This is a genomic window from Bordetella genomosp. 8, assembly GCF_002119685.1.
Taxonomy (GTDB): Bacteria; Pseudomonadota; Gammaproteobacteria; order Burkholderiales; family Burkholderiaceae_B; genus Bordetella_C.
In genome coordinates, this window is sequence record NZ_CP021108.1 from 1,106,660 (window position 1) to 1,123,093 (window position 16,434).

The 16,434-nt window shown below is 65.7% G+C and carries 19 protein-coding genes; 11 read left to right on the forward strand and 8 right to left on the reverse strand.

Annotated elements, in window-relative coordinates:
- The first annotated feature begins 24 nt into the window (after positions 1–24).
- The 3 genes from CAL12_RS05035 to CAL12_RS05045 all read left to right on the forward strand — a co-directional run bounded on the left by CAL12_RS05035 (position 25) and on the right by CAL12_RS05045 (position 2,112).
- Positions 25–954, forward strand: coding sequence for a DnaJ C-terminal domain-containing protein (locus CAL12_RS05035; RefSeq protein ID WP_086063488.1), 930 nt, complete (start codon positions 25–27; stop codon positions 952–954).
- A gap of 124 nt (positions 955–1,078) precedes the next feature.
- Positions 1,079–1,705 carry a molybdopterin adenylyltransferase gene (mog, locus tag CAL12_RS05040; RefSeq protein WP_086063489.1) on the forward strand — a complete coding sequence of 209 codons (627 nt, stop codon included), beginning with the start codon at positions 1,079–1,081 and terminating at the stop codon, positions 1,703–1,705.
- Between the two features lie 68 nt (positions 1,706–1,773).
- Positions 1,774–2,112, forward strand: a complete 339-nt coding sequence (locus CAL12_RS05045) for a hypothetical protein (protein ID WP_086063490.1) — start codon at positions 1,774–1,776, stop codon at positions 2,110–2,112.
- A gap of 22 nt (positions 2,113–2,134) precedes the next feature.
- Here CAL12_RS05045 and CAL12_RS05050 read toward each other — a convergent pair whose 3' ends face one another.
- Together CAL12_RS05050 and infA are read right to left on the reverse strand one after the other, a co-directional pair.
- A complete protein-coding gene (locus tag CAL12_RS05050) occupies positions 2,135–2,431 on the reverse strand; it encodes a hypothetical protein (protein ID WP_086063491.1) in 297 nt (98 codons plus the stop codon).
- Positions 2,432–2,520: 89 nt separating this feature from the next.
- Entirely contained in the window at positions 2,521–2,784 is a 264-nt protein-coding gene (infA, locus tag CAL12_RS05055; RefSeq protein ID WP_086063492.1) for a translation initiation factor IF-1, read from the reverse strand.
- A gap of 495 nt (positions 2,785–3,279) precedes the next feature.
- Between infA and CAL12_RS05060 the strand changes: the two genes are divergently transcribed.
- Both CAL12_RS05060 and mctP read left to right on the forward strand, forming a co-directional pair.
- Entirely contained in the window at positions 3,280–3,459 is a 180-nt protein-coding gene (locus CAL12_RS05060) for a DUF3311 domain-containing protein (RefSeq protein ID WP_086063493.1), read from the forward strand.
- Positions 3,459–4,958, forward strand: a complete 1,500-nt coding sequence (mctP, locus tag CAL12_RS05065; RefSeq protein WP_086063494.1) for a monocarboxylate uptake permease MctP — start codon at positions 3,459–3,461, stop codon at positions 4,956–4,958. Before CAL12_RS05060 ends, mctP begins: the two co-directional genes overlap by 1 nt.
- Here the strand turns inward: mctP and CAL12_RS05070 are convergent.
- Positions 4,926–6,020, reverse strand: coding sequence for an acyltransferase family protein (locus CAL12_RS05070; protein ID WP_086063495.1), 1,095 nt, complete (start codon positions 6,018–6,020; stop codon positions 4,926–4,928). The two genes, mctP and CAL12_RS05070, sit on opposite strands and share 33 nt — an antisense overlap.
- Before the next feature lie 429 nt (positions 6,021–6,449).
- Here CAL12_RS05070 and phnC point away from each other — a divergent pair, with 429 nt between their 5' ends.
- From phnC to CAL12_RS05090, 4 genes are read left to right on the forward strand one after another with little or no spacing between them, the layout of a single operon-like run.
- Positions 6,450–7,307: a phosphonate ABC transporter ATP-binding protein gene (phnC, locus tag CAL12_RS05075; RefSeq protein ID WP_086063496.1), complete on the forward strand. Its 858-nt coding sequence runs from the start codon at positions 6,450–6,452 to the stop codon at positions 7,305–7,307.
- A gap of 38 nt (positions 7,308–7,345) precedes the next feature.
- The gene (phnD, locus tag CAL12_RS05080; RefSeq protein WP_086063497.1) at positions 7,346–8,338 is read left to right on the forward strand and encodes a phosphonate ABC transporter substrate-binding protein; all 993 of its coding nucleotides are present in this window, start codon (positions 7,346–7,348) and stop codon (positions 8,336–8,338) included.
- Between the two features lie 4 nt (positions 8,339–8,342).
- A complete protein-coding gene (gene phnE, locus CAL12_RS05085; RefSeq protein ID WP_086063498.1) occupies positions 8,343–9,140 on the forward strand; it encodes a phosphonate ABC transporter, permease protein PhnE in 798 nt (265 codons plus the stop codon).
- Positions 9,141–9,150: 10 nt separating this feature from the next.
- Positions 9,151–9,702, forward strand: a complete 552-nt coding sequence (locus CAL12_RS05090; RefSeq protein WP_086063499.1) for an HD domain-containing protein — start codon at positions 9,151–9,153, stop codon at positions 9,700–9,702.
- Between the two features lie 34 nt (positions 9,703–9,736).
- Here CAL12_RS05090 and CAL12_RS05095 read toward each other — a convergent pair whose 3' ends face one another.
- Positions 9,737–10,801 carry a Bug family tripartite tricarboxylate transporter substrate binding protein gene (locus CAL12_RS05095; RefSeq protein WP_086063500.1) on the reverse strand — a complete coding sequence of 355 codons (1,065 nt, stop codon included), beginning with the start codon at positions 10,799–10,801 and terminating at the stop codon, positions 9,737–9,739.
- Positions 10,802–11,088: 287 nt separating this feature from the next.
- Here CAL12_RS05095 and CAL12_RS05100 point away from each other — a divergent pair, with 287 nt between their 5' ends.
- Positions 11,089–12,165 (forward strand): mandelate racemase/muconate lactonizing enzyme family protein, encoded by a 1,077-nt coding sequence (locus CAL12_RS05100; protein ID WP_086063501.1) that lies wholly within the window; start codon positions 11,089–11,091, stop codon positions 12,163–12,165.
- 31 nt (positions 12,166–12,196) lie between these two features.
- Here the strand turns inward: CAL12_RS05100 and CAL12_RS05105 are convergent, their stop codons facing one another.
- Entirely contained in the window at positions 12,197–13,078 is an 882-nt protein-coding gene (locus CAL12_RS05105) for a TrmB family transcriptional regulator (RefSeq protein ID WP_086063502.1), read from the reverse strand.
- Between the two features lie 63 nt (positions 13,079–13,141).
- Positions 13,142–14,026 carry a TauD/TfdA dioxygenase family protein gene (locus CAL12_RS05110; protein ID WP_086063503.1) on the reverse strand — a complete coding sequence of 295 codons (885 nt, stop codon included), beginning with the start codon at positions 14,024–14,026 and terminating at the stop codon, positions 13,142–13,144.
- A 161-nt stretch (positions 14,027–14,187) separates the two neighbouring features.
- On the opposite strand from CAL12_RS05110, the gene CAL12_RS05115 reads away from it, so the two are divergent.
- The gene (locus CAL12_RS05115) at positions 14,188–15,117 is read left to right on the forward strand and encodes a LysR family transcriptional regulator (RefSeq protein ID WP_086063504.1); all 930 of its coding nucleotides are present in this window, start codon (positions 14,188–14,190) and stop codon (positions 15,115–15,117) included.
- Between the two features lie 16 nt (positions 15,118–15,133).
- Here CAL12_RS05115 and phnN read toward each other — a convergent pair whose 3' ends face one another.
- Together phnN and CAL12_RS05125 are read right to left on the reverse strand one after the other, a co-directional pair.
- Complete coding sequence (phnN, locus tag CAL12_RS05120) at positions 15,134–15,697, reverse strand: phosphonate metabolism protein/1,5-bisphosphokinase (PRPP-forming) PhnN (protein ID WP_086063505.1); 564 nt, start codon at positions 15,695–15,697, stop codon at positions 15,134–15,136.
- Complete coding sequence (locus CAL12_RS05125; protein WP_086063506.1) at positions 15,694–16,431, reverse strand: DUF1045 domain-containing protein; 738 nt, start codon at positions 16,429–16,431, stop codon at positions 15,694–15,696. Before CAL12_RS05125 ends, phnN begins: the two co-directional genes overlap by 4 nt.
- Positions 16,432–16,434 lie beyond the last annotated feature (3 nt).

Below are 16,434 nucleotides of genomic sequence, written 5' to 3' on the forward strand. Positions count from 1 at the left end.
ACCCGGTCTCCGGGAACGGGCGCTATGGAGTTCAAAGACTATTACGACATTCTGGGCGTGGAACGCGGCGTGGGCGACGATGAGCTCCGCCGTGCCTATCGCAAGTTGGCGCGGCAATACCATCCCGACGTCAGCACCGAGCCCAACGCGGAAGCGCGCATGCGCGACATCAACGAGGCCTACGACGTCCTGCGCGACGCGGAAAAGCGCGCCGCCTATGACGACCTGGCGGCCGGCGTAAGCGCGGGCGGCGGGCATCGGCCGCCGCCGGGGTGGGACCAGGGCTTCGAGTTCACGTCGAACAATGGGGCTGAAGATGCCGACTTCAGCGAGTTCTTCTCGTCGCTGTTCGGCAACGCGACCCGCAAGCGGACGCGCGGATTCCGCGCGCGCGGCGAGGACCACCACGCCACCATCGAAGTCGACCTGGAAGACGCCCTGCATGGCGCCGAGCGGGAGATCAGCTTGAGGTCCATGAAAATGGACGAGCAGGGACGTCCGCGGCTGCAGGAGCGCAAGCTCAGCGTGAAGATACCCCCCGGTATCCGCGAAGGCCAGCGCATCCGCCTGGCCGGGCAGGGCATGGCCGGCTACGCGGGCGGCGGCGCGGGTGACCTGTATCTTGAAGTCCGGCTCAAGCCGCACCGCCTGTACCGCGTCGACGGCCGCGACCTGTCCTTGACCTTGCCCGTGGCGCCCTGGGAAGCGGCGCTGGGCGCCTCCGTGACGGCGCCCACGCCGGCCGGTCCGGTGGAGGTCGCGATACCCGCGGGGTCGCGCAATGGCGGCAAGCTGCGCCTGAAGGGACGCGGGTTGCCCGGCAAGCCGCCGGGCGATCTGTACCTGGAGCTGGAAGTGGTACTGCCTCCGGCCAATACGCCGGCGATGCAGGAGGCCTATCGCAACCTGCAGCGCCAGGCGCCTTTCGATCCGCGCGCCAACCTGGGCAGGTAGGGGACGCTGGCGGGACGTCGCCCGGCGCCGGGGCGGCAGCGGGGGAATATGCGCGTAGGCGCCGGCGGACGGTATAGTAGGCCGTCCCCCTATCCACCCCTTATCCGCCGGTCAGGTGTCCTTCATGAGCAATACCGTCACGCGCCTTGCGCGCCGCCATCCCGATGAACTGATCGTGGGCCTGGTGTCCGTGTCCGACCGGGCGTCGCAGGGCGCCTACCAGGACCAGGGCATCCCCGCGCTGCGGGAGTGGCTGGGGCAGGCCCTGACGTCGCCCTGGCAGGCGGTGGACCGCCTGATTCCCGACGAACGGGACGGGATTTCCGCCACCTTGATCGAACTCGTGGACCAGGCCGGGTGCGATCTCGTCCTGACCACCGGCGGTACCGGACCGGCGCGCCGGGACGTCACGCCGGAAGCCACGCTGGCGGTCGCCACGCGCGAAATGCCGGGCTTCGGCGAGCAGATGCGGCAGATCAGCCTCAAGTTCGTCCCGACGGCCATTCTTTCGCGGCAGGTGGCGGTATTGCGGGAAACCGCCGACCATGCGGCGCTGATCATCAACCTGCCGGGCCAGCCCAAGGCCATCAAGGAAACCCTGGAAGGACTGCGCGGGCAGGACGGCGCGGTGTCCGTGCCGGGGATATTCGCGGCCGTGCCATATTGCATCGACCTGATCGGCGGTCCGTACATGGAAACGCGCCCCGACGTGGTCAAGGCCTTCAGGCCGAAGTCGGCGATACGCGGCTGACGCCGCGCGCCCCTGGTGTGCCCGTGCGCTATAGTCCGGGATCGTTTTCGATCTTCAAGGATGTCCCGATGATCCGTCGTTTAGGCGTCGCCGGCGCCGTACTGGCCCTGGCGGCCTGCACGTCCCCCAATGACCTGATGAAAAAAGACCCCGTGTTCTTTGGCCACACGACCAAATCGCCGAAGTCCTATGCGCAATGCGTGGCGGATGGGTGGCGAGGGCAGGGCGAGCAGGTGCGGGTAGTAGCCATCGACAATGGCTACGACGTCCTGCAGGACGCTACCCTGGGACTCAGTTCCGCGCTGCGTGTCATCCAGTACGCCAACGGCACGGTGGACATACGCATGGTCTCGCGCTCGACGTATGGCGCGCAGAACCTGGTGCAGACCGCCAATCTTTGCATGTAGGGATGTAGGGCCCGGCCGGCCTTCAGGACCGCGCGGCTTGTGCCGGCGCGGCAGCGGGGCCGGCCGTCAGATGGGCGTAGTGGGTCTGCGCCGCTTCCAGCGCCTGTGTCAGGTGCTCGTACAGCCGGCGCTGTTCTTCCACGAAGTCGTCGAACTTGATCTGGGCGTGGGCGTAGGAAAGCCCGGTGTGTCGCAAGCTGCTGATGAACGCCGCGCGTGACCGGCCCAGCAACTGCCAGCCCCGGTCCGCCAGGGCGAGCTGTTTCTGGACCTCCGCGACGCGCGCGGCCGCCGCGCGCAATTCCTGTTCGGTAGCCATGGCTGGCCGGGTGATTCCGCAAAGCCGCAACCTTACCGCAAGTACCGGCGCGGCATTCGATCGAAATCAGGCCGAAACGGCGGCTGTTCCTAGCGACGATAGGCCGGCGCGCCCTGGCGGGCAACCGGCGTGGCATCCTTGTGGCGGAAATTGATGCGCCCCTTGGTCAGGTCGTAGGGCGACATTTCCAGGGTGACGCGATCGCCAGCCAGGATACGGATACGGTGCTTGCGCAGGCGGCCGGACGCGTACGCGCCGACTTCCACGCCATTGTCCAACGTGACGCGGTAGCGGGCGTCGGGCAGTACTTCGTCGACGATGCCGTCGAGTTCGATCAGTTCTTCTTTCGCCATGAAAAGTCTCCAGAAAAGAGCAGTGGCCGCGGCCTGGGGTGGACGCGGCCTGGGGCCTGGGCGGGCCGGTGCGTCGGGGACGCGGGGATTAAGGGCAAGGACGCTGGCCGTCGAGGCCGCTGAACCCGCCAGGGCGGGCGCTTGGTCGCAGCGGCCCGGTCGGCGCGCTGGAAGAAGCTGGTGGTGCGGCGGAGCCGCAAAAATGGCCGGAACTACCCAGGCCGATCCGACCTTCGCAAGGTCGGCGCGCACTCAGGCGAGCAAGCCGAATCTATCGAAGATCAACAAGCAATAGAGTCTAGTCTAATTTTACCCTGGTGTAAACCCTAAATCACAGGCCCCTACCAGCGAAATGGTCATTTTGGCGCCGGTTCCCGGACGGGAGTATTCTGCGCGTCGCCTTTGCGCCTACCCCGCGCGACCGGCGTCATTGCCGCCCCGCGACACATCATCGCGGTATATCGAGAGACAACCTTTCCTATAACGAGTCTAGGCATGTGGATTCTGCTATTGCTGCCGTTCATCGGCTTGCTCTGGGTGCCCTTCTATAACGAGACACTACCCGAGCTGTTCGGTTTCCCCTTCTTCTATTGGTACCAGTTGCTCTGGGTACCGATCACGGCTTTGCTGACGTGGATCGTCTACCGCAGCCAACGCCACCGGGGAGACGAATAATGAACGACCTCGCCCAAATCAACTGGACCGCCTTGAGCGTGTTCATTTTCTTCTTCGTGCTCGTCACCGTCATGGGTTTCGCCGCCTCGCGCTGGCAGCGGGGCAGTTCCGCTTCGCACCTGGATGAGTGGGGCCTGGGCGGCCGACGCTTCGGCACCTGGATCACCTGGTTCCTGGTGGGCGGCGATTTCTATACCGCCTATACGGTCATCGCCGTGCCGGCGCTGGTCTATGCCGTCGGCGCCTATGGCTTTTTCGCGCTGCCGTACACGATCCTGGTATATCCCATCGTCTTTACCATCATGCCGCGCTTGTGGCGCGTGGCGCAGAAGGCCGGCCACGTGACGTCGGCCGACGTGGTCTACGCGCGGTTCCAGTCGCGGCCGCTGGAGCTGGCCATTGCCGCCACCGGCGTGCTCGCCACCATGCCCTACATCGCGCTGCAGCTGGTCGGCATGGAAGTCGTCATCAAGGCACTGGGCCTGCAGGGCGAACTTCCCCTGGCCGCCGCTTTCGTGATCCTGGCGCTCTATACCTATTCGGCGGGCCTGCGCGCGCCGGCCTTGATCGCCTTCGTCAAGGACCTGATGATCTATATCGTGGTCCTGGTGGCCATCGTACTGGTGCCGGCCAAACTGGGCGGCTACAGCGCGGTGTTTTCGTCCGCGGCGGCCGGTTTCGCCGCGAAAGGCGGCGCCACCGGGCTGACACTGAAAGCCTCGCAGTTCCTGCCCTATGCCACGCTGGCGCTGGGCTCGGCCCTGGCGGCATTCATGTACCCGCACACGCTGACGGGCATTTTCGCCGCCAAGAGCGCCGACACGATACGCAAGAACGCGATCTTCCTGCCGGCCTATACCCTGCTGCTGGGCCTGATCGCCTTGCTGGGCTACATGGCCTATGCGGCGAACCTGCACCCGAAGACGCCCAATGACGTCGTGCCCGCGCTCTTCAACACCCTGTTCCCCAGCTGGTTCGCGGGCTTCGCCTTCGCCGCCATCGCCATCGGCGCGCTGGTGCCGGCGGCGGTGATGTCGATCGGCGCGGCCAATCTGTTCACGCGCAACTTCTGGAAGGCCTACGTGAATCCGGCGGTCACGTCGGAAGGCGAGGCCAAGGTCGCCAAGATCGTGTCGCTCGTGGTCAAGGTCGGCGCGCTGGTCTTCATCGTGTTCGTGCCGACGCAGTTCGCCCTCGATCTGCAGCTGCTGGGCGGCGTGTGGATACTGCAGACGTTCCCGGCGGTGGTGTTCGGCCTGTTCTTCGGCTGGTTCCGTGGCGGCCCGCTGCTGCTGGGCTGGCTGGTGGGCCTGGCCACCGGCACCACGCTGGCGTACATGGACGGCATCAAGCCCGTGCATGCCTTCGTGGTGGGCGGCAATACCTATGGCATCTATACCGGCCTGGTCGCGCTGCTCGTGAACATCGTGGTCGCCGTCATCGCGCAGGCGCTGGTCAGCACGTTCTCAGGCGCGCAGGGCGCGCGCCGGAGCGCCTGACGGCGCACCGCTCTTGACGCGTTCGCGCACCTTGTCGACCCTGCTGTCTATCATGGTCCACAGCAATACCGCCAGTACCAGCGACAGCAGGACGTTCAAGGTGGAAATCAGCAGGGCGTTGGTCAAGCCCATCCAGCTGGTTGCCTGATGCACCAGCAGGAGGGCGACGGAATGCGAGATATAGATCGGGTAGCTGAGCTGCCCGATTTTTTTGTCCAGCCGGTGCCGCGCCTGATAGATGAAGGTCAGCGGCAGTATGCCGGTAAAGGCGGCTAGCGCCAGCGCATCGCGCAGGTTGTGGTTGATCGTCACCGAGAAGTGGAACAGCGCATACACCACGAACAAGCCCGTGGCCAGTTCCGGCAGGTAATGGAAGCGTTCGCTCAATTTCTGCCATATCGGCAGCAACAGGCGATGCGATAGCGCGCCCGCCAGGAACAGCGCCAGTTCGAGCGGGAAGAAGCGATAGCTCCATGGATCCGATTGCGCCACGCCGGTGTGCAGCAGCACGGCGCGCAGGGCCAACGACGCCAGGAACAGCGCCACCACGCAACGCATCGAACGCAGGATGAACGGCGCGATTAGGTAGAAACTGAGCTCCACGCCCAGTGTCCATGCCTGCGGTATCAGCAAGCCCTGGTACAGCGGTACGTCGCTGTTGGCATAGCTGCCCGTCAGCGTCAGTTCGCCACCCTTGATGCCGAAGAACATCAGCCAGTCCTGCCCGAAGATGAACAGGTTGGCCAGCACCAGGAACAGGTCCGCGCTGTTGGGGCTGCGGCGATAGACGTCCAGGAATTCGGGATTCGCCACGACGTTCAGCGCCAGCGCGACGACGGCCACCGCGAAATAGGTGGGGAACAGGCGCAGCAGGCGATTCTCATAGAAGCGCGCCGTGCTGTCATAGGCCTTGTTCGTGGTCAGGATGTATGAGATCAGGAAGCCCGATATCACGTAGAAAAGCTGTACCGCGAGTCGGCCCCCGACCAGCATGTTGCCATCGTTGAAGGGGGAGTGGTCCAGCACCACCGACAAAGCGAACAGCGTCCTCAGCAAACCCATGGGCAGTCTCCATCCATGCCCGAGATTCTGCGCGCCGGGTGCCGGGCGTCGCGTCCTCCATATGGATCGGAGATGATCCATATGCTTTGGTCGCAGCCTACGGCGGGGCATGTCGCACCGCCGCATGCTCATGCTTAATGCATCCTTGTGCGCGATACGGAAAGTTGGCGGCCAATAGCGCGAAGAAATCGACGTGTACCAGTTGGTATCGCGCGGCGCGTTCGTCGTCGCAGTCAGCCACGAGTATTAATCCGCGAACTAATGCGCGGATCGGTGCGCGCCAGCCGCCCGTGCCGGTACAGCATTTCAGTTTGATGACGGACCGACACCTCGTCACCAAAGACGGCCTGAATGTTTTATTACATGGTCACGCGGCTGTCATTGGCCGTCTCCAGACTATCCGCATCTTATGAATGCGGACCTACGGCTATGACTTATGCGATCGAAGTGCGCGGACTCAGCAAGTCCTTCCGCGCCGGACAAAAGGCCCTGGACGACGTGACCCTGCAAGTGCGCGACGGTGAAATGGTGGCGTTGCTGGGCGCTTCGGGATCGGGCAAGTCCACGCTGCTGCGCCATCTGGCCGGCTTCGTCGCGGGCGACGCCGGGGCCAGCGAGATCCGCGTCAATGGCGACCTGATCCAGCGCAATGGCCGCATCAGCCGCGACGTGCGTCGCGCGCGCGCCGGCATCGGCTTCGTATTCCAGCAATTCAACCTGGTGGGACGCCTGCCTGTCATTACCAATGTGCTGGCCGGCATGCTGCCGCGCGTGCCGCTGTATCGCAGCCTGCTGCGCTGGTTCCTGCGCGCGGAAGTGCAGGTCGGCCTGGACGCACTGGCACAAGTCGGCATCGAAGGCCATGCCTTCCAACGCGCATCCAATCTGTCGGGCGGGCAGCAGCAACGTGCGGCCATCGCCCGCACGCTGGTGCAGAACGCGCGCACCATCCTGGCCGACGAGCCCATCGCGTCGCTCGATCCGGAATCGTCGCGCCGCGTCATGGATACGCTGGCGCAGATCAACCGCAGTCGCGGCGTGGCCGTCGTGGTTTCGCTGCACCAGGTCGACGTCGCCATGCGCTATTGCCCTCGCGTAGTCGCGCTGCGCCACGGCAAGGTCGTGTACGACGGCCCGTCCGCTCAATTGACCGCGCAAATGCTGCGCGACCTGTACGGCGCCGAGCTGGACGAGCTGATGCCTTCCGCGCAGCCGCAGGACGGTGTGCCGGCCGAGGGCGCGGCGCCGCAACCTTCCCTCGGGCGTCCGCAACTGGCGGCCGCCTAGTTTCTTTCCTTCCTTTCGCAAGACACGGAGTTACCCTCATGCTTCGCAGAACCTTTTGCGCCCTGATCGCGACCGCTGCCCTGACCGCCCCGGCGTTCGCCCAGGACGCGAAGACCCTGAATTTCGGCATCATTTCGACGGAATCGTCGTCCAATCTGCGCAGCGGCTGGCAGCCTGTCATCGATGACCTGAGCAAGGCGATCGGCGTCACGGTCAAGCCCTTTTTCGCTTCCGACTACGCCGGCATCATCGAAGGCATGCGCTTCGACAAAGTGCAGATGGCCTGGTACGGCAACCTGTCGGCCATCGAGGCCGTGGATCGTTCGCAAGGCGAGGTGTTCGCCCACGTCATCGACAAGGACGGCAACCCCGGCTACTGGTCGGTGCTGGTGACGGCCAAGAACGGCAAGGTCGCCACGCTGGACGACGTGCTGAAGAATGGCAAGAGCATGAGCTACGGCGCGGGCGACCCCAACTCGACGTCCGGCACGGCCGTTCCCGGCTACTACCTGTGGGCCGCCAACAAGATCGATCCCAAGACCTTCTTCAAGAACTTCCGCATCGCCAACCACGAAACCAACCTGCTGTCGGCGATGAACGGCCAGGTGGACGTGGCCATCACCAATACGGAAGCCATGGAGCGCTACAAGATCAATACCGGCAAGTCGCCCGAGGATTCCGTGCGCGTGCTGTGGAAATCGCCGCTGATCCCGGCTGACCCGCTGGTGTGGCGCACCGACCTGCCGGCCGACCTGAAGCAGAAGATCCAGGCCTTCTTCGTCAACTACGGCAAAAGCGGCCCCAATGCCGCGCAGGAGCTGAAGAACCTGCAGGCGCTGACCTACAAGGGCTTCGTCGCTTCGGACAACGGCCAGTTGCTGCCGATCCGCCAGATCAGCCTGGCCGGGCAGCGCGCCAAGGTCGAGCACGACACCACGCTGAGCGCCCAGGAAAAGCAGCAGAAGCTGGCGGAAATGGATGCCAGGCTGGCCGAGCTGTCCAAGCAGGTCGCCGCCGCGAAGTCCCAGTAAGCCGATGAGCGCCACCCTGACCCCGGCGCGCCCCGCGCCCACGCCCGCCAAGAGCTCCCTGCCCACCTTGCTGGCATGGGCCATCGTCATCGCCGTGCTGGCCGCGTCGTGGCAGGGGGCCGACATGCGCCCCATGGACCTGTTCCGCGATTCCGGCAACATGTCGCAGTTCGCGCGGGATTTCTTTCCGCCGAACTTCCGCGACTGGCGCATGTATCTGGAAGAGATGCTGGTGACGGTGCAGATCGCCATCTGGGGCACTTTCCTGGCGATCGTACTGGCGGTGCCGATGAGCCTGCTGTGTTCGTCCAATATCGTGCCTGCCTGGGTCTACCAGCCGGTGCGCCGCCTGATGGACGCATGCCGGGCGATCAACGAGATGGTCTTCGCCATGCTGTTCATCGTGGCGGTGGGCCTGGGCCCGTTCGCGGGTGTGCTGGCCTTGTGGGTGCACACGCTGGGCGTGCTGGCCAAGCTGTTCTCGGAGGCCGTCGAAGCCATCGATCCGCGGCCCGTCGAAGGGGTGCGCGCCACCGGCGCCGGCGCCATCGAGGAAATCGTCTTCGGCGTGATTCCGCAAGTGCTGCCGCTGTGGATTTCCTACTCGCTGTACCGCTTCGAGTCGAACGTGCGGTCGGCGTCGGTCGTGGGCATCGTCGGCGCGGGCGGGATCGGCATGGTGCTGTGGGAAATCATCCGCAGCTTCCAGTATGCCCAGACCTGCGCGGTGATGATCATCATCATCGTCTTCGTGACGGGCATCGACGTGCTGTCGTCGCGCATCCGCAAAGTGTTCATTTGAAGGGGCCGCCATGTCGGAAGCCTTGACCCTGTCGCGCATCGAAAGCCTGTTCGCGGGCTACGGCAGCGCCTACTACGGCCGCGAGGCCATCACGCAGACCGAGCATGCCCTGCAATGCGCGGCGCTGGCGGAGCAGGCGGGCGAAACGCCGGCCACCATCGCCGCCAGCCTGCTGCACGACATCGGCCATCTGGTCATGGCCGAGAGCACGCTCGAGGACAAGCGCCACCAGGACATCGGCGCTCGCGCGCTGCTGGGCCTGGTGGGCGAAAGCGTCATCGCGCCGGTGCGCCTGCACGTGCCGGCCAAGCGCTATCTGTGCGCGGTGGACGCGGATTACTGGTCCACGCTGTCGCAGGCGTCCAAGGATACCCTGGTGTTGCAGGGCGGCCCTTACACCGCGCGCGAAGTCGAGGCCTTCGAACGCCTGCCGTACTTCGCCGAGGCGGTGCGCCTGCGCCGATACGATGACCTGGCCAAGGTACCCGGCGCGGCCACGCCGACGCTGCGCCATTACCTGGACATGCTGGAGACGGTGACGGCGGTCGACAAGGCCGCCTGACGCGCGCGGCGGCCACGCCGCGAGCAGGGCACCGTCAGTTCATCCTGATGTTCAGCGTCGTGATGATCCCGTGCCATTTCTGGGTATCGTCGCGCACCGTCTGCTGGAACTTCTGCTGCGTCCAGGTCTGGACGGCCAGTCCCTGCTCCAGCATCTTTTTCTGGGTGTCGGGATCCGTCAGCGCCTTGTTGATGGCGTCGTGCAGCTTGGCCACCACGGCCGGGGGCGTGCCGGCGCGCACGAAAACACCGTACCAGGGCTCATAGTCGAAGCCCTTCACGCCAGCCTCCTGCATGGTGGGCAGGTCGGGCAGCGATGCCGCGCGCGCCGCGCCCGACGTCGCCAGCGGGCGCACCTGGCCGCTGCGGATGTAGGGCAGCACCGCGGGGATGGTCAATAGCATCGCCTCGATGCGGCCGGAGATCAGGTCGGTGATGGCCGGCCCGGAACCCTTGTAGGGTATGTGGGTCAGCGTCAGCTGTTCCTTGGACTGCAGCCATGCCATGGGCAGGTGGCCGGCGCTGCCCACGCCGCCGGATCCGTAGTTGACCGCGCCGGGGTGGGCGCGGGCGTAGTCCAGGAATTCCTTGAACGTCTTGACCGGCATGGAATTCGTCACCACCAGCACATTCGGCGTCTGGCCGACGTAGGCGACCGGCGTGATGTCCTTCAGCGGCTCGTAGCTCAGATGCGGATACAGCGACGCGTTGAAGGCGAAGCCGATGTGCTCCAGCATGAAGGTGTAGCCGTCCGGATTCGAGCGGGCCAGCATGGTGCCGGCGATGGTGCCCCCCGCGCCGCCACGATTGTCGGCGACCACGGTCTGGCCCAGGATGCGCCCGACCTTGTCGGCCAGGACGCGGCCGATGATGTCCGTCGTGCCGCCGGGCGCGTAGGGAATCAGCATGGTCAGGGGCTTGGTGGGCCAATCGTCGGCGGCATGCGCCGGCACGGCCGCGAGCGTCGAGAGCGCCGCGCACGCGATGAGGCCGGTGGCGGCCCGCACCAGCCAACGCCGCGTGGGGCGGATCCCGATGCCATGGTCCGGTGCCACCGGCGCACGCCTGGGCTGGCCGTACTCCTTATTGTCGTCCTGCATCCTTGCCTCCCTTGACGCCTCTGCGGGACGCGAATGGTCCACACGGCTTCAATATCGTTGTCGTTTGTACAACTACTAGCCAGGGGATTGTGATGCCGCCCGGTGCAGGCCGTCAATCGGGCAAAAACGCATATGTTTATAAGTGCCGGGTTCCATGCAGCGCAGCAAGAATCGGCATCGTTGCGAGCGGAACATTATCGTAGTAGTGTACGCAACGACGATAACAACGAAGCCGACGGGAACATCCCACGGATCAATATCCCCGGCTCAGCCATCGAGGCCGCACTTTGAGCACCATCCGCAAGATCACCCTGCGCCGCTTGCGCCTGCCCCTGTCCAGCCCGTACCGGCTGTCCTATCGCACCTTCACCGAATTCGAGCCCTACCTGGTGGAACTGGAAGACGACAGCGGGCGGCAGTCGTTCGCGGATGGCCACGTGTCGCCGGGTTCCAGCAGCGAAACGCGGGAAGGTGCCTGGGCGTTCTGCCTGGAACAATTGGCGCGATTGCCGGGGCGCGATGCCGCGCAGGCCAAGCAGGACCTGCTGGGCCGGTTCGAGGACAGCAAGGTGGCTGTCACCGCCATGGTGTGCGCGATCGAGGCGCTGGAAGGCTCGAGCTTCCTCGACGTCACGCAGGACACGGTGCTGCCTCTGCTGGTTCCCGTCAGCGCGTTGGAACCGGCCGCCATCGCCGAGGAAATCGACCGCCGCGTCGCCGCCGGCTTCCATGTTTTCAAGGTGAAAGTGGGCAAGGACGTGCGGGCGGACCTGGATCGCGTGCGCGCCATACAGCGGGCGGCGGATGGCCGCGCGACCCTGCGCCTGGATGCCAACCGCGCCTACAGCCGCGCGGACGCGATCGCCTTCGTCGGCGAGCTGGACCCCGCGGGCATCGACCTGTTCGAACAGCCCTGCGACGCCGACGATTGGGACGCCAATGCCGCCGTCGCGGAGGCCAGTCCCGTGCCCCTGATGCTGGACGAACCGATCTGCGCGCTGGCCGATATCGATCGCGCCGCCACCCTGCGCAATGTCGGCTACTGCAAGCTCAAGCTCAAGCGCTTCGGCAGCATGGAGCGGCTGGCCGAAGGCCTGAACCGCGTACACGCGCAGGGCATGCGACCCGTCCTGGGCGACGGCCTGGGCAGCGAGATCCACAACTGGATGGAGGCCTGCGTCGCGCGCGGCATCATCGATAACGCCGGGGAATTCAATGGTTTCCTGAAGCACCCGGCCAAGCTGCTGCGCGAGCCGCTGGGCTTCGAGAATGGCGCGGTGGTCATGCCGGCGGGATACCGGCCGGCGCTGGACCGCGCAGCCGTCGAAGCGTTCACGATGGAACGGCGCGATTTCGCCGGCTGACAGCCAGCGCCTGGCGGCGGGGGCAGGGACGCTAATCGCCCAGCCCGGTATTCTTCCTGAACGAGGCGACCTGTTCAGGCGTGAAGCTGGGCAGGCGCAGATCCCGCAGGTACGGTCCGAACGCCTCGTCGATCTGGTCGCCGAAGCGGGCGAAGATTTCCGCCATGTAGTAGTCATGGCGGATCAGCGACAAGGCCATCGTGACGATGGGCATGTTCTTCGAATGCGCCGCGATGACGTCGCCTTCGACATTGGCCGTCAGCATTTCCCGATAATCCACCGCCAGCGTGAACAGATTGTCCGCCGTGCCCATGCGCACGCCATTGTTCTCATGGATGTACACGCTGCACTTCTCGGTGTAGCGGAATTCATCCGCGTCCGTCCCGAACAGCACGATCAACAGCCGCACGCCGCGCGTGACCGCAGCCTCGCGCAAGCCGTCGGCATGGCGCCGCAGCACGTGGTCCGCCGCCTTGATCCATACCGTTTCCGTGCTGCGATCGATCAGCATGTCGATGTGCTCGTGCACCGCCGAATCGCCGCGCAGCGTCCATACATAGTGGTCGTCCGTGCGCGGCGTCACGGCTTCCAGCCGTTCCGTCAGCCCGGTACACAGCGAGCGCGTCTGCCGCGCGATGGCGTCGAGCAGTTCGCGCGGGCGCGCAGCGACATAGCAGGTGGGGTTTTCACGCACGGGCAGGACCGCGCCACGGCGCGCCAGGCTGTCCAGTGCGCTATAGGTATTGGGCCGGGGAACACCGGCCAGCTTTGAAATCTCGTACGCCGTCGAAGGCGGCATTCCCAGCAACTGCACGTAGACCTTGGCTTCGTATTCCGTGAAACCCAGGCGCTTCAAGTCGCCGGAAACGTTGTCCAGGGACGGCACGTCGCTGGCCACATGCTTGACGCTCATGGGGATACCCCCGTCGAAAACCGTGCGAGTTTAGCAGAGCGGTTTTCGGCGGGATCTCCCGCGTCAGGCCGCCACGGTGCCGGCCTGCTCGTACGGTATCGTCGCGATGCCCTTGATCTGCGTGCGGTGCATGATGCGGCTGACGCTGGGATCGAAGGCGTCGCGGCGGTGCAGGGTGCAGCGGTTGTCCCACAGGATCAGGTCATGGAGCTTCCATTCCTGCCGGAAGGTGAACTCCGGCTGCGTCGCATGGGCCCACAGTTCGTCCAGCAGGGCATTGCTCTCGTCCAGCGGCAGTCCCAGGATGTAGCTGTTGCGGCGGCGGCCCAGGTACAGGGCCGCGCGGCCCGTTTCCGGATGCCGCACCACCAGCGGATGATGCGCGCCCGGCGCCTCGCGCGGGTCGGTGACTTCCTTCATGCCCTTGCGCATCATGCCGGCGCTGTTGTACGTGGCGTCGTGGATCGCGCGCCGCCCGGCGATGGCCTGCTTCAGTTCCGCGGGCAGCGTTTCATAGGCCATGTACATATTGGCCCAGTAGGTATCGCCGCCGCTGGGCGGCACGTCCAGCGCATGCAGCATCGCGGCCATGGGCGGCGTTTCGATGTAGGTCATGTCGCAATGCCAGACCGCCTCGCCATCCCCGAGATTGCCGATCGGCACACCGTCCTTCTTCACGTTGGAAATCACATTGATTTCCGGAAATTCGGTCAGGAAAGGCTTGCCATAGGGGTTGGGGCCCGGGGGATCCAGCTCGCCAAAGGAGCGGCTCAAGGCCATCAGTTCGGGATCGCTGAGCAACTGGCCGCGAAAGCGCAGCACCAGGTGATCCGACCAGGCCCGCTTGATCGCCGCCAGGTCGTCGGCGGCCAGCGGCTTGCGCAGGTCGACGCCGGAGATCTCGGCGCCGAGCGCCGGCGCGATGGGGGTAACGGTTATCGAAGACATGGTATCGACCCTTGCAGTTCGTGTTTCCGATGCGGCACTGACGGGCCGCGGACGAAACCAATATAGCAACGGCGGGTAATGCGGTAAATGATATATATAAGGCATATCGTTATACTGGATTCGTATCCCCCGAGCCGCGCTTGCCGTCTGGCGTCCCGTCCATGTCCAAGCATAAGAACCTGCAGCGCCGTCATATCGAAGCCCTGGTCGCCGTGGCGGAAAGCCGGTCGGTGCATCGCGCCGCGCGCGAGCTCGGCGTTCCGCAGCCCGTGCTCTCACGCCTGCTGGGCGAGGCTGAAGCGCTGGTGGGCGCGCGACTGTTCGAGCGCTCGAGCCATGGCAGCGTGCCCACCGCGCAAGGCCGCGTGATCCTGCCGCGCGCCCGCTTCGCCTTGCGCAGCATGGAACGCCTGAACGACCTGACCACCGGTGACGCGCCGCCCATCCGCCTCGGCTGTATTCCGCGCGCCATGCATACGCTGTTGCCGCGCCTGCTGGAACGCGTCTATCCGCGCCAGGACGGGGCCGATGGCCCGGGTCCGACCGGCATGCGCTTCGTCGTTCAGGAAGGCAATTCCGTCGCGCTGTTCGATGCCCTGGTGGCGGGCGACCTGGATTTCTCGATCCTGCGCGGCAATGTGCAGCAAACCGGAAACGAGTGGGCCATCGAACGCCTCTTCGACGAACGCACGGTGATCTACTGCGCGGCCGATCATCCGGATATCGCGCATGGTCAGGTGTCGCTGTCGCGCCTGGCCGCCCTGGACTGGACCCTGCCTGAGCGTGGCACCACTTCCCGTGGGGCCTTCGATTCGTTCTGGACGCAGCAGGGCCTGCCGGCGATCAGGCCCTTGATGGAAACGCGCTCCTTCGAAGCCAACCTGGCGCTGGTCGCCGCGTCGCGGCTGGTGTCCATCGCGCCTGAATCCATCGTGCGCCGGCATGTCGGCTTCGGCGTGCTGCGCATCGTCAAGGTACGGCGCGCGCTGCCGGTCAATCCCGTGATGCTCGCTTACCACCGCATGTCGCTGGAAGATCCGCTGTTGAACCGTTTCCACCGCGACGTTGTGGAGGCGGCCCGGGCACGATGAGCGCAATGGCGCTCCGTTACGCGTGACGGTGGCGCGCGATATGCAGCAGTCTTTCCGCGGCCTCTTCCGGCGCGCCGTTGTTGTCTATCGTCAGGCGCTCGCAATCGGCGGGGACATCGAATTGCGCGTTGGCGCGCGCCAGTCGTTCCTGGATAGCCTGGCCGCTTTCCCGGCCGCGTCCGGCCAGGCGCTGCCTGAGTGCCTGCGCGTCCACCGTGATTTCCACGGCGCACAGGCCGGGATAGCGGGCGCATGCGGGCGGCAGGTGGGCCCGCGAGCCGTTGACCAGCACCGTCACGCCGGCCGCCATCCAGGCATCGATTTCCACGCCCACCCCGTAGGCCAGGCCGTGGCTGCGCCAGGACAGCGCGAAGCATCCCAGGCTTTCGCGGCGTATGAATTCGTCTTCGGTCAGCGCCACCGACGCCTCGTCGGCGCCACTGGGCCGGGTGATGTACCGATGCGCGACCAGCAGGCGGTCTTGCGGTGTGCTCATCGCGCGCACGTGGCGCAGCAGGGTGTCCTTGCCGCTGCCGGACGCGCCCATGACGTAGATCAAGGGGATCGTCGCGGCATTCATGACGCATCGTCATCCATATAGTGCGCCCCGGCCGCGTCCCGCACCGTGCCATCGAAACCGTAATGGCGCGCCACGACGAAGGGTTCATCCGCGCCGGGCTGGACGTATACGCTGATGGCTGCGACCGGCATGGGCGCGTCGAGCATCCGGCCGGCACGCGCGCGCAAGAGTTCCTGCGCATGTTCCAGCTCGGTCGCGCCCAGGTTGCCGGTGAGCGTAATGTGGAAAGTGAAGGTGTCGAACACGTACGGATAACCCCATTCGGCCAGCATGCGCTGTTGCGGCAAGGTCAGTTGGTCGGGCCGGCGCCGGGCGATTTCCATCGGCGTGGGCGGAGCCCGGAAGGCGTCCAGGTCCCGCACCACGCGGTCGGCCAGCGCGCGTACGCGGGCGTGCGTGGCGGCGTCGTCCGGCAGGCACCATGCCAGGAAGCCGCGCAGCGCGCGCAAGCCCAGGGCGATGTCGAAAGGCGTACGCGTGCGCGCCAGCGCGCGCACCGCCGCGTCCAGCGCGGTGGCGGTGGTGCCGGCTCGCAGCCGGAAGGGCGGCTTGAGCGTGGCATGCAGGCCGTAGTGACGCGGCGCATCGGTCCAGGTGTCCAGCCGGGGATCGTCCTCCCGCGCGCGCGCAAGGCGCTGCCCGGTTTCTTCATCGCGGCCCAGCCAGGCTGTGCCGACTTCACGCCAGGCGCCGACCGGGGCCAGATAAACGGCGTAGCGATAGGCTCGCGGCATAAG

Excerpts from the sequence above, each read along its gene's own strand:
- CAL12_RS05050 (WP_086063491.1), bottom strand. The coding sequence starts at position 2,431 with ATGGCTACCGAACAGGAATTGCGCGCGGCGGCCGCGCGCGTCGCGGAG.
- CAL12_RS05070 (WP_086063495.1), bottom strand. The coding sequence starts at position 6,020 with ATGGGTTTGCTGAGGACGCTGTTCGCTTTGTCGGTGGTGCTGGACCAC.
- mctP (WP_086063494.1), top strand. The coding sequence starts at position 3,459 with ATGAACGACCTCGCCCAAATCAACTGGACCGCCTTGAGCGTGTTCATT.
- CAL12_RS05090 (WP_086063499.1), top strand. The coding sequence starts at position 9,151 with ATGTCGGAAGCCTTGACCCTGTCGCGCATCGAAAGCCTGTTCGCGGGC.
- phnD (WP_086063497.1), top strand. The coding sequence starts at position 7,346 with ATGCTTCGCAGAACCTTTTGCGCCCTGATCGCGACCGCTGCCCTGACC.
- CAL12_RS05125 (WP_086063506.1), bottom strand. The coding sequence starts at position 16,431 with ATGCCGCGAGCCTATCGCTACGCCGTTTATCTGGCCCCGGTCGGCGCC.
- CAL12_RS05105 (WP_086063502.1), bottom strand. The coding sequence starts at position 13,078 with ATGAGCGTCAAGCATGTGGCCAGCGACGTGCCGTCCCTGGACAACGTT.
- mog (WP_086063489.1), top strand. The coding sequence starts at position 1,079 with ATGAGCAATACCGTCACGCGCCTTGCGCGCCGCCATCCCGATGAACTG.
- CAL12_RS05060 (WP_086063493.1), top strand. The coding sequence starts at position 3,280 with ATGTGGATTCTGCTATTGCTGCCGTTCATCGGCTTGCTCTGGGTGCCC.
- CAL12_RS05115 (WP_086063504.1), top strand. The coding sequence starts at position 14,188 with ATGTCCAAGCATAAGAACCTGCAGCGCCGTCATATCGAAGCCCTGGTC.
- phnC (WP_086063496.1), top strand. The coding sequence starts at position 6,450 with ATGACTTATGCGATCGAAGTGCGCGGACTCAGCAAGTCCTTCCGCGCC.
- phnN (WP_086063505.1), bottom strand. The coding sequence starts at position 15,697 with ATGAATGCCGCGACGATCCCCTTGATCTACGTCATGGGCGCGTCCGGC.
- CAL12_RS05095 (WP_086063500.1), bottom strand. The coding sequence starts at position 10,801 with ATGCAGGACGACAATAAGGAGTACGGCCAGCCCAGGCGTGCGCCGGTG.
- CAL12_RS05045 (WP_086063490.1), top strand. The coding sequence starts at position 1,774 with ATGATCCGTCGTTTAGGCGTCGCCGGCGCCGTACTGGCCCTGGCGGCC.
- phnE (WP_086063498.1), top strand. The coding sequence starts at position 8,343 with ATGAGCGCCACCCTGACCCCGGCGCGCCCCGCGCCCACGCCCGCCAAG.
- CAL12_RS05035 (WP_086063488.1), top strand. The coding sequence starts at position 25 with ATGGAGTTCAAAGACTATTACGACATTCTGGGCGTGGAACGCGGCGTG.
- infA (WP_086063492.1), bottom strand. The coding sequence starts at position 2,784 with ATGGCGAAAGAAGAACTGATCGAACTCGACGGCATCGTCGACGAAGTA.
- CAL12_RS05110 (WP_086063503.1), bottom strand. The coding sequence starts at position 14,026 with ATGTCTTCGATAACCGTTACCCCCATCGCGCCGGCGCTCGGCGCCGAG.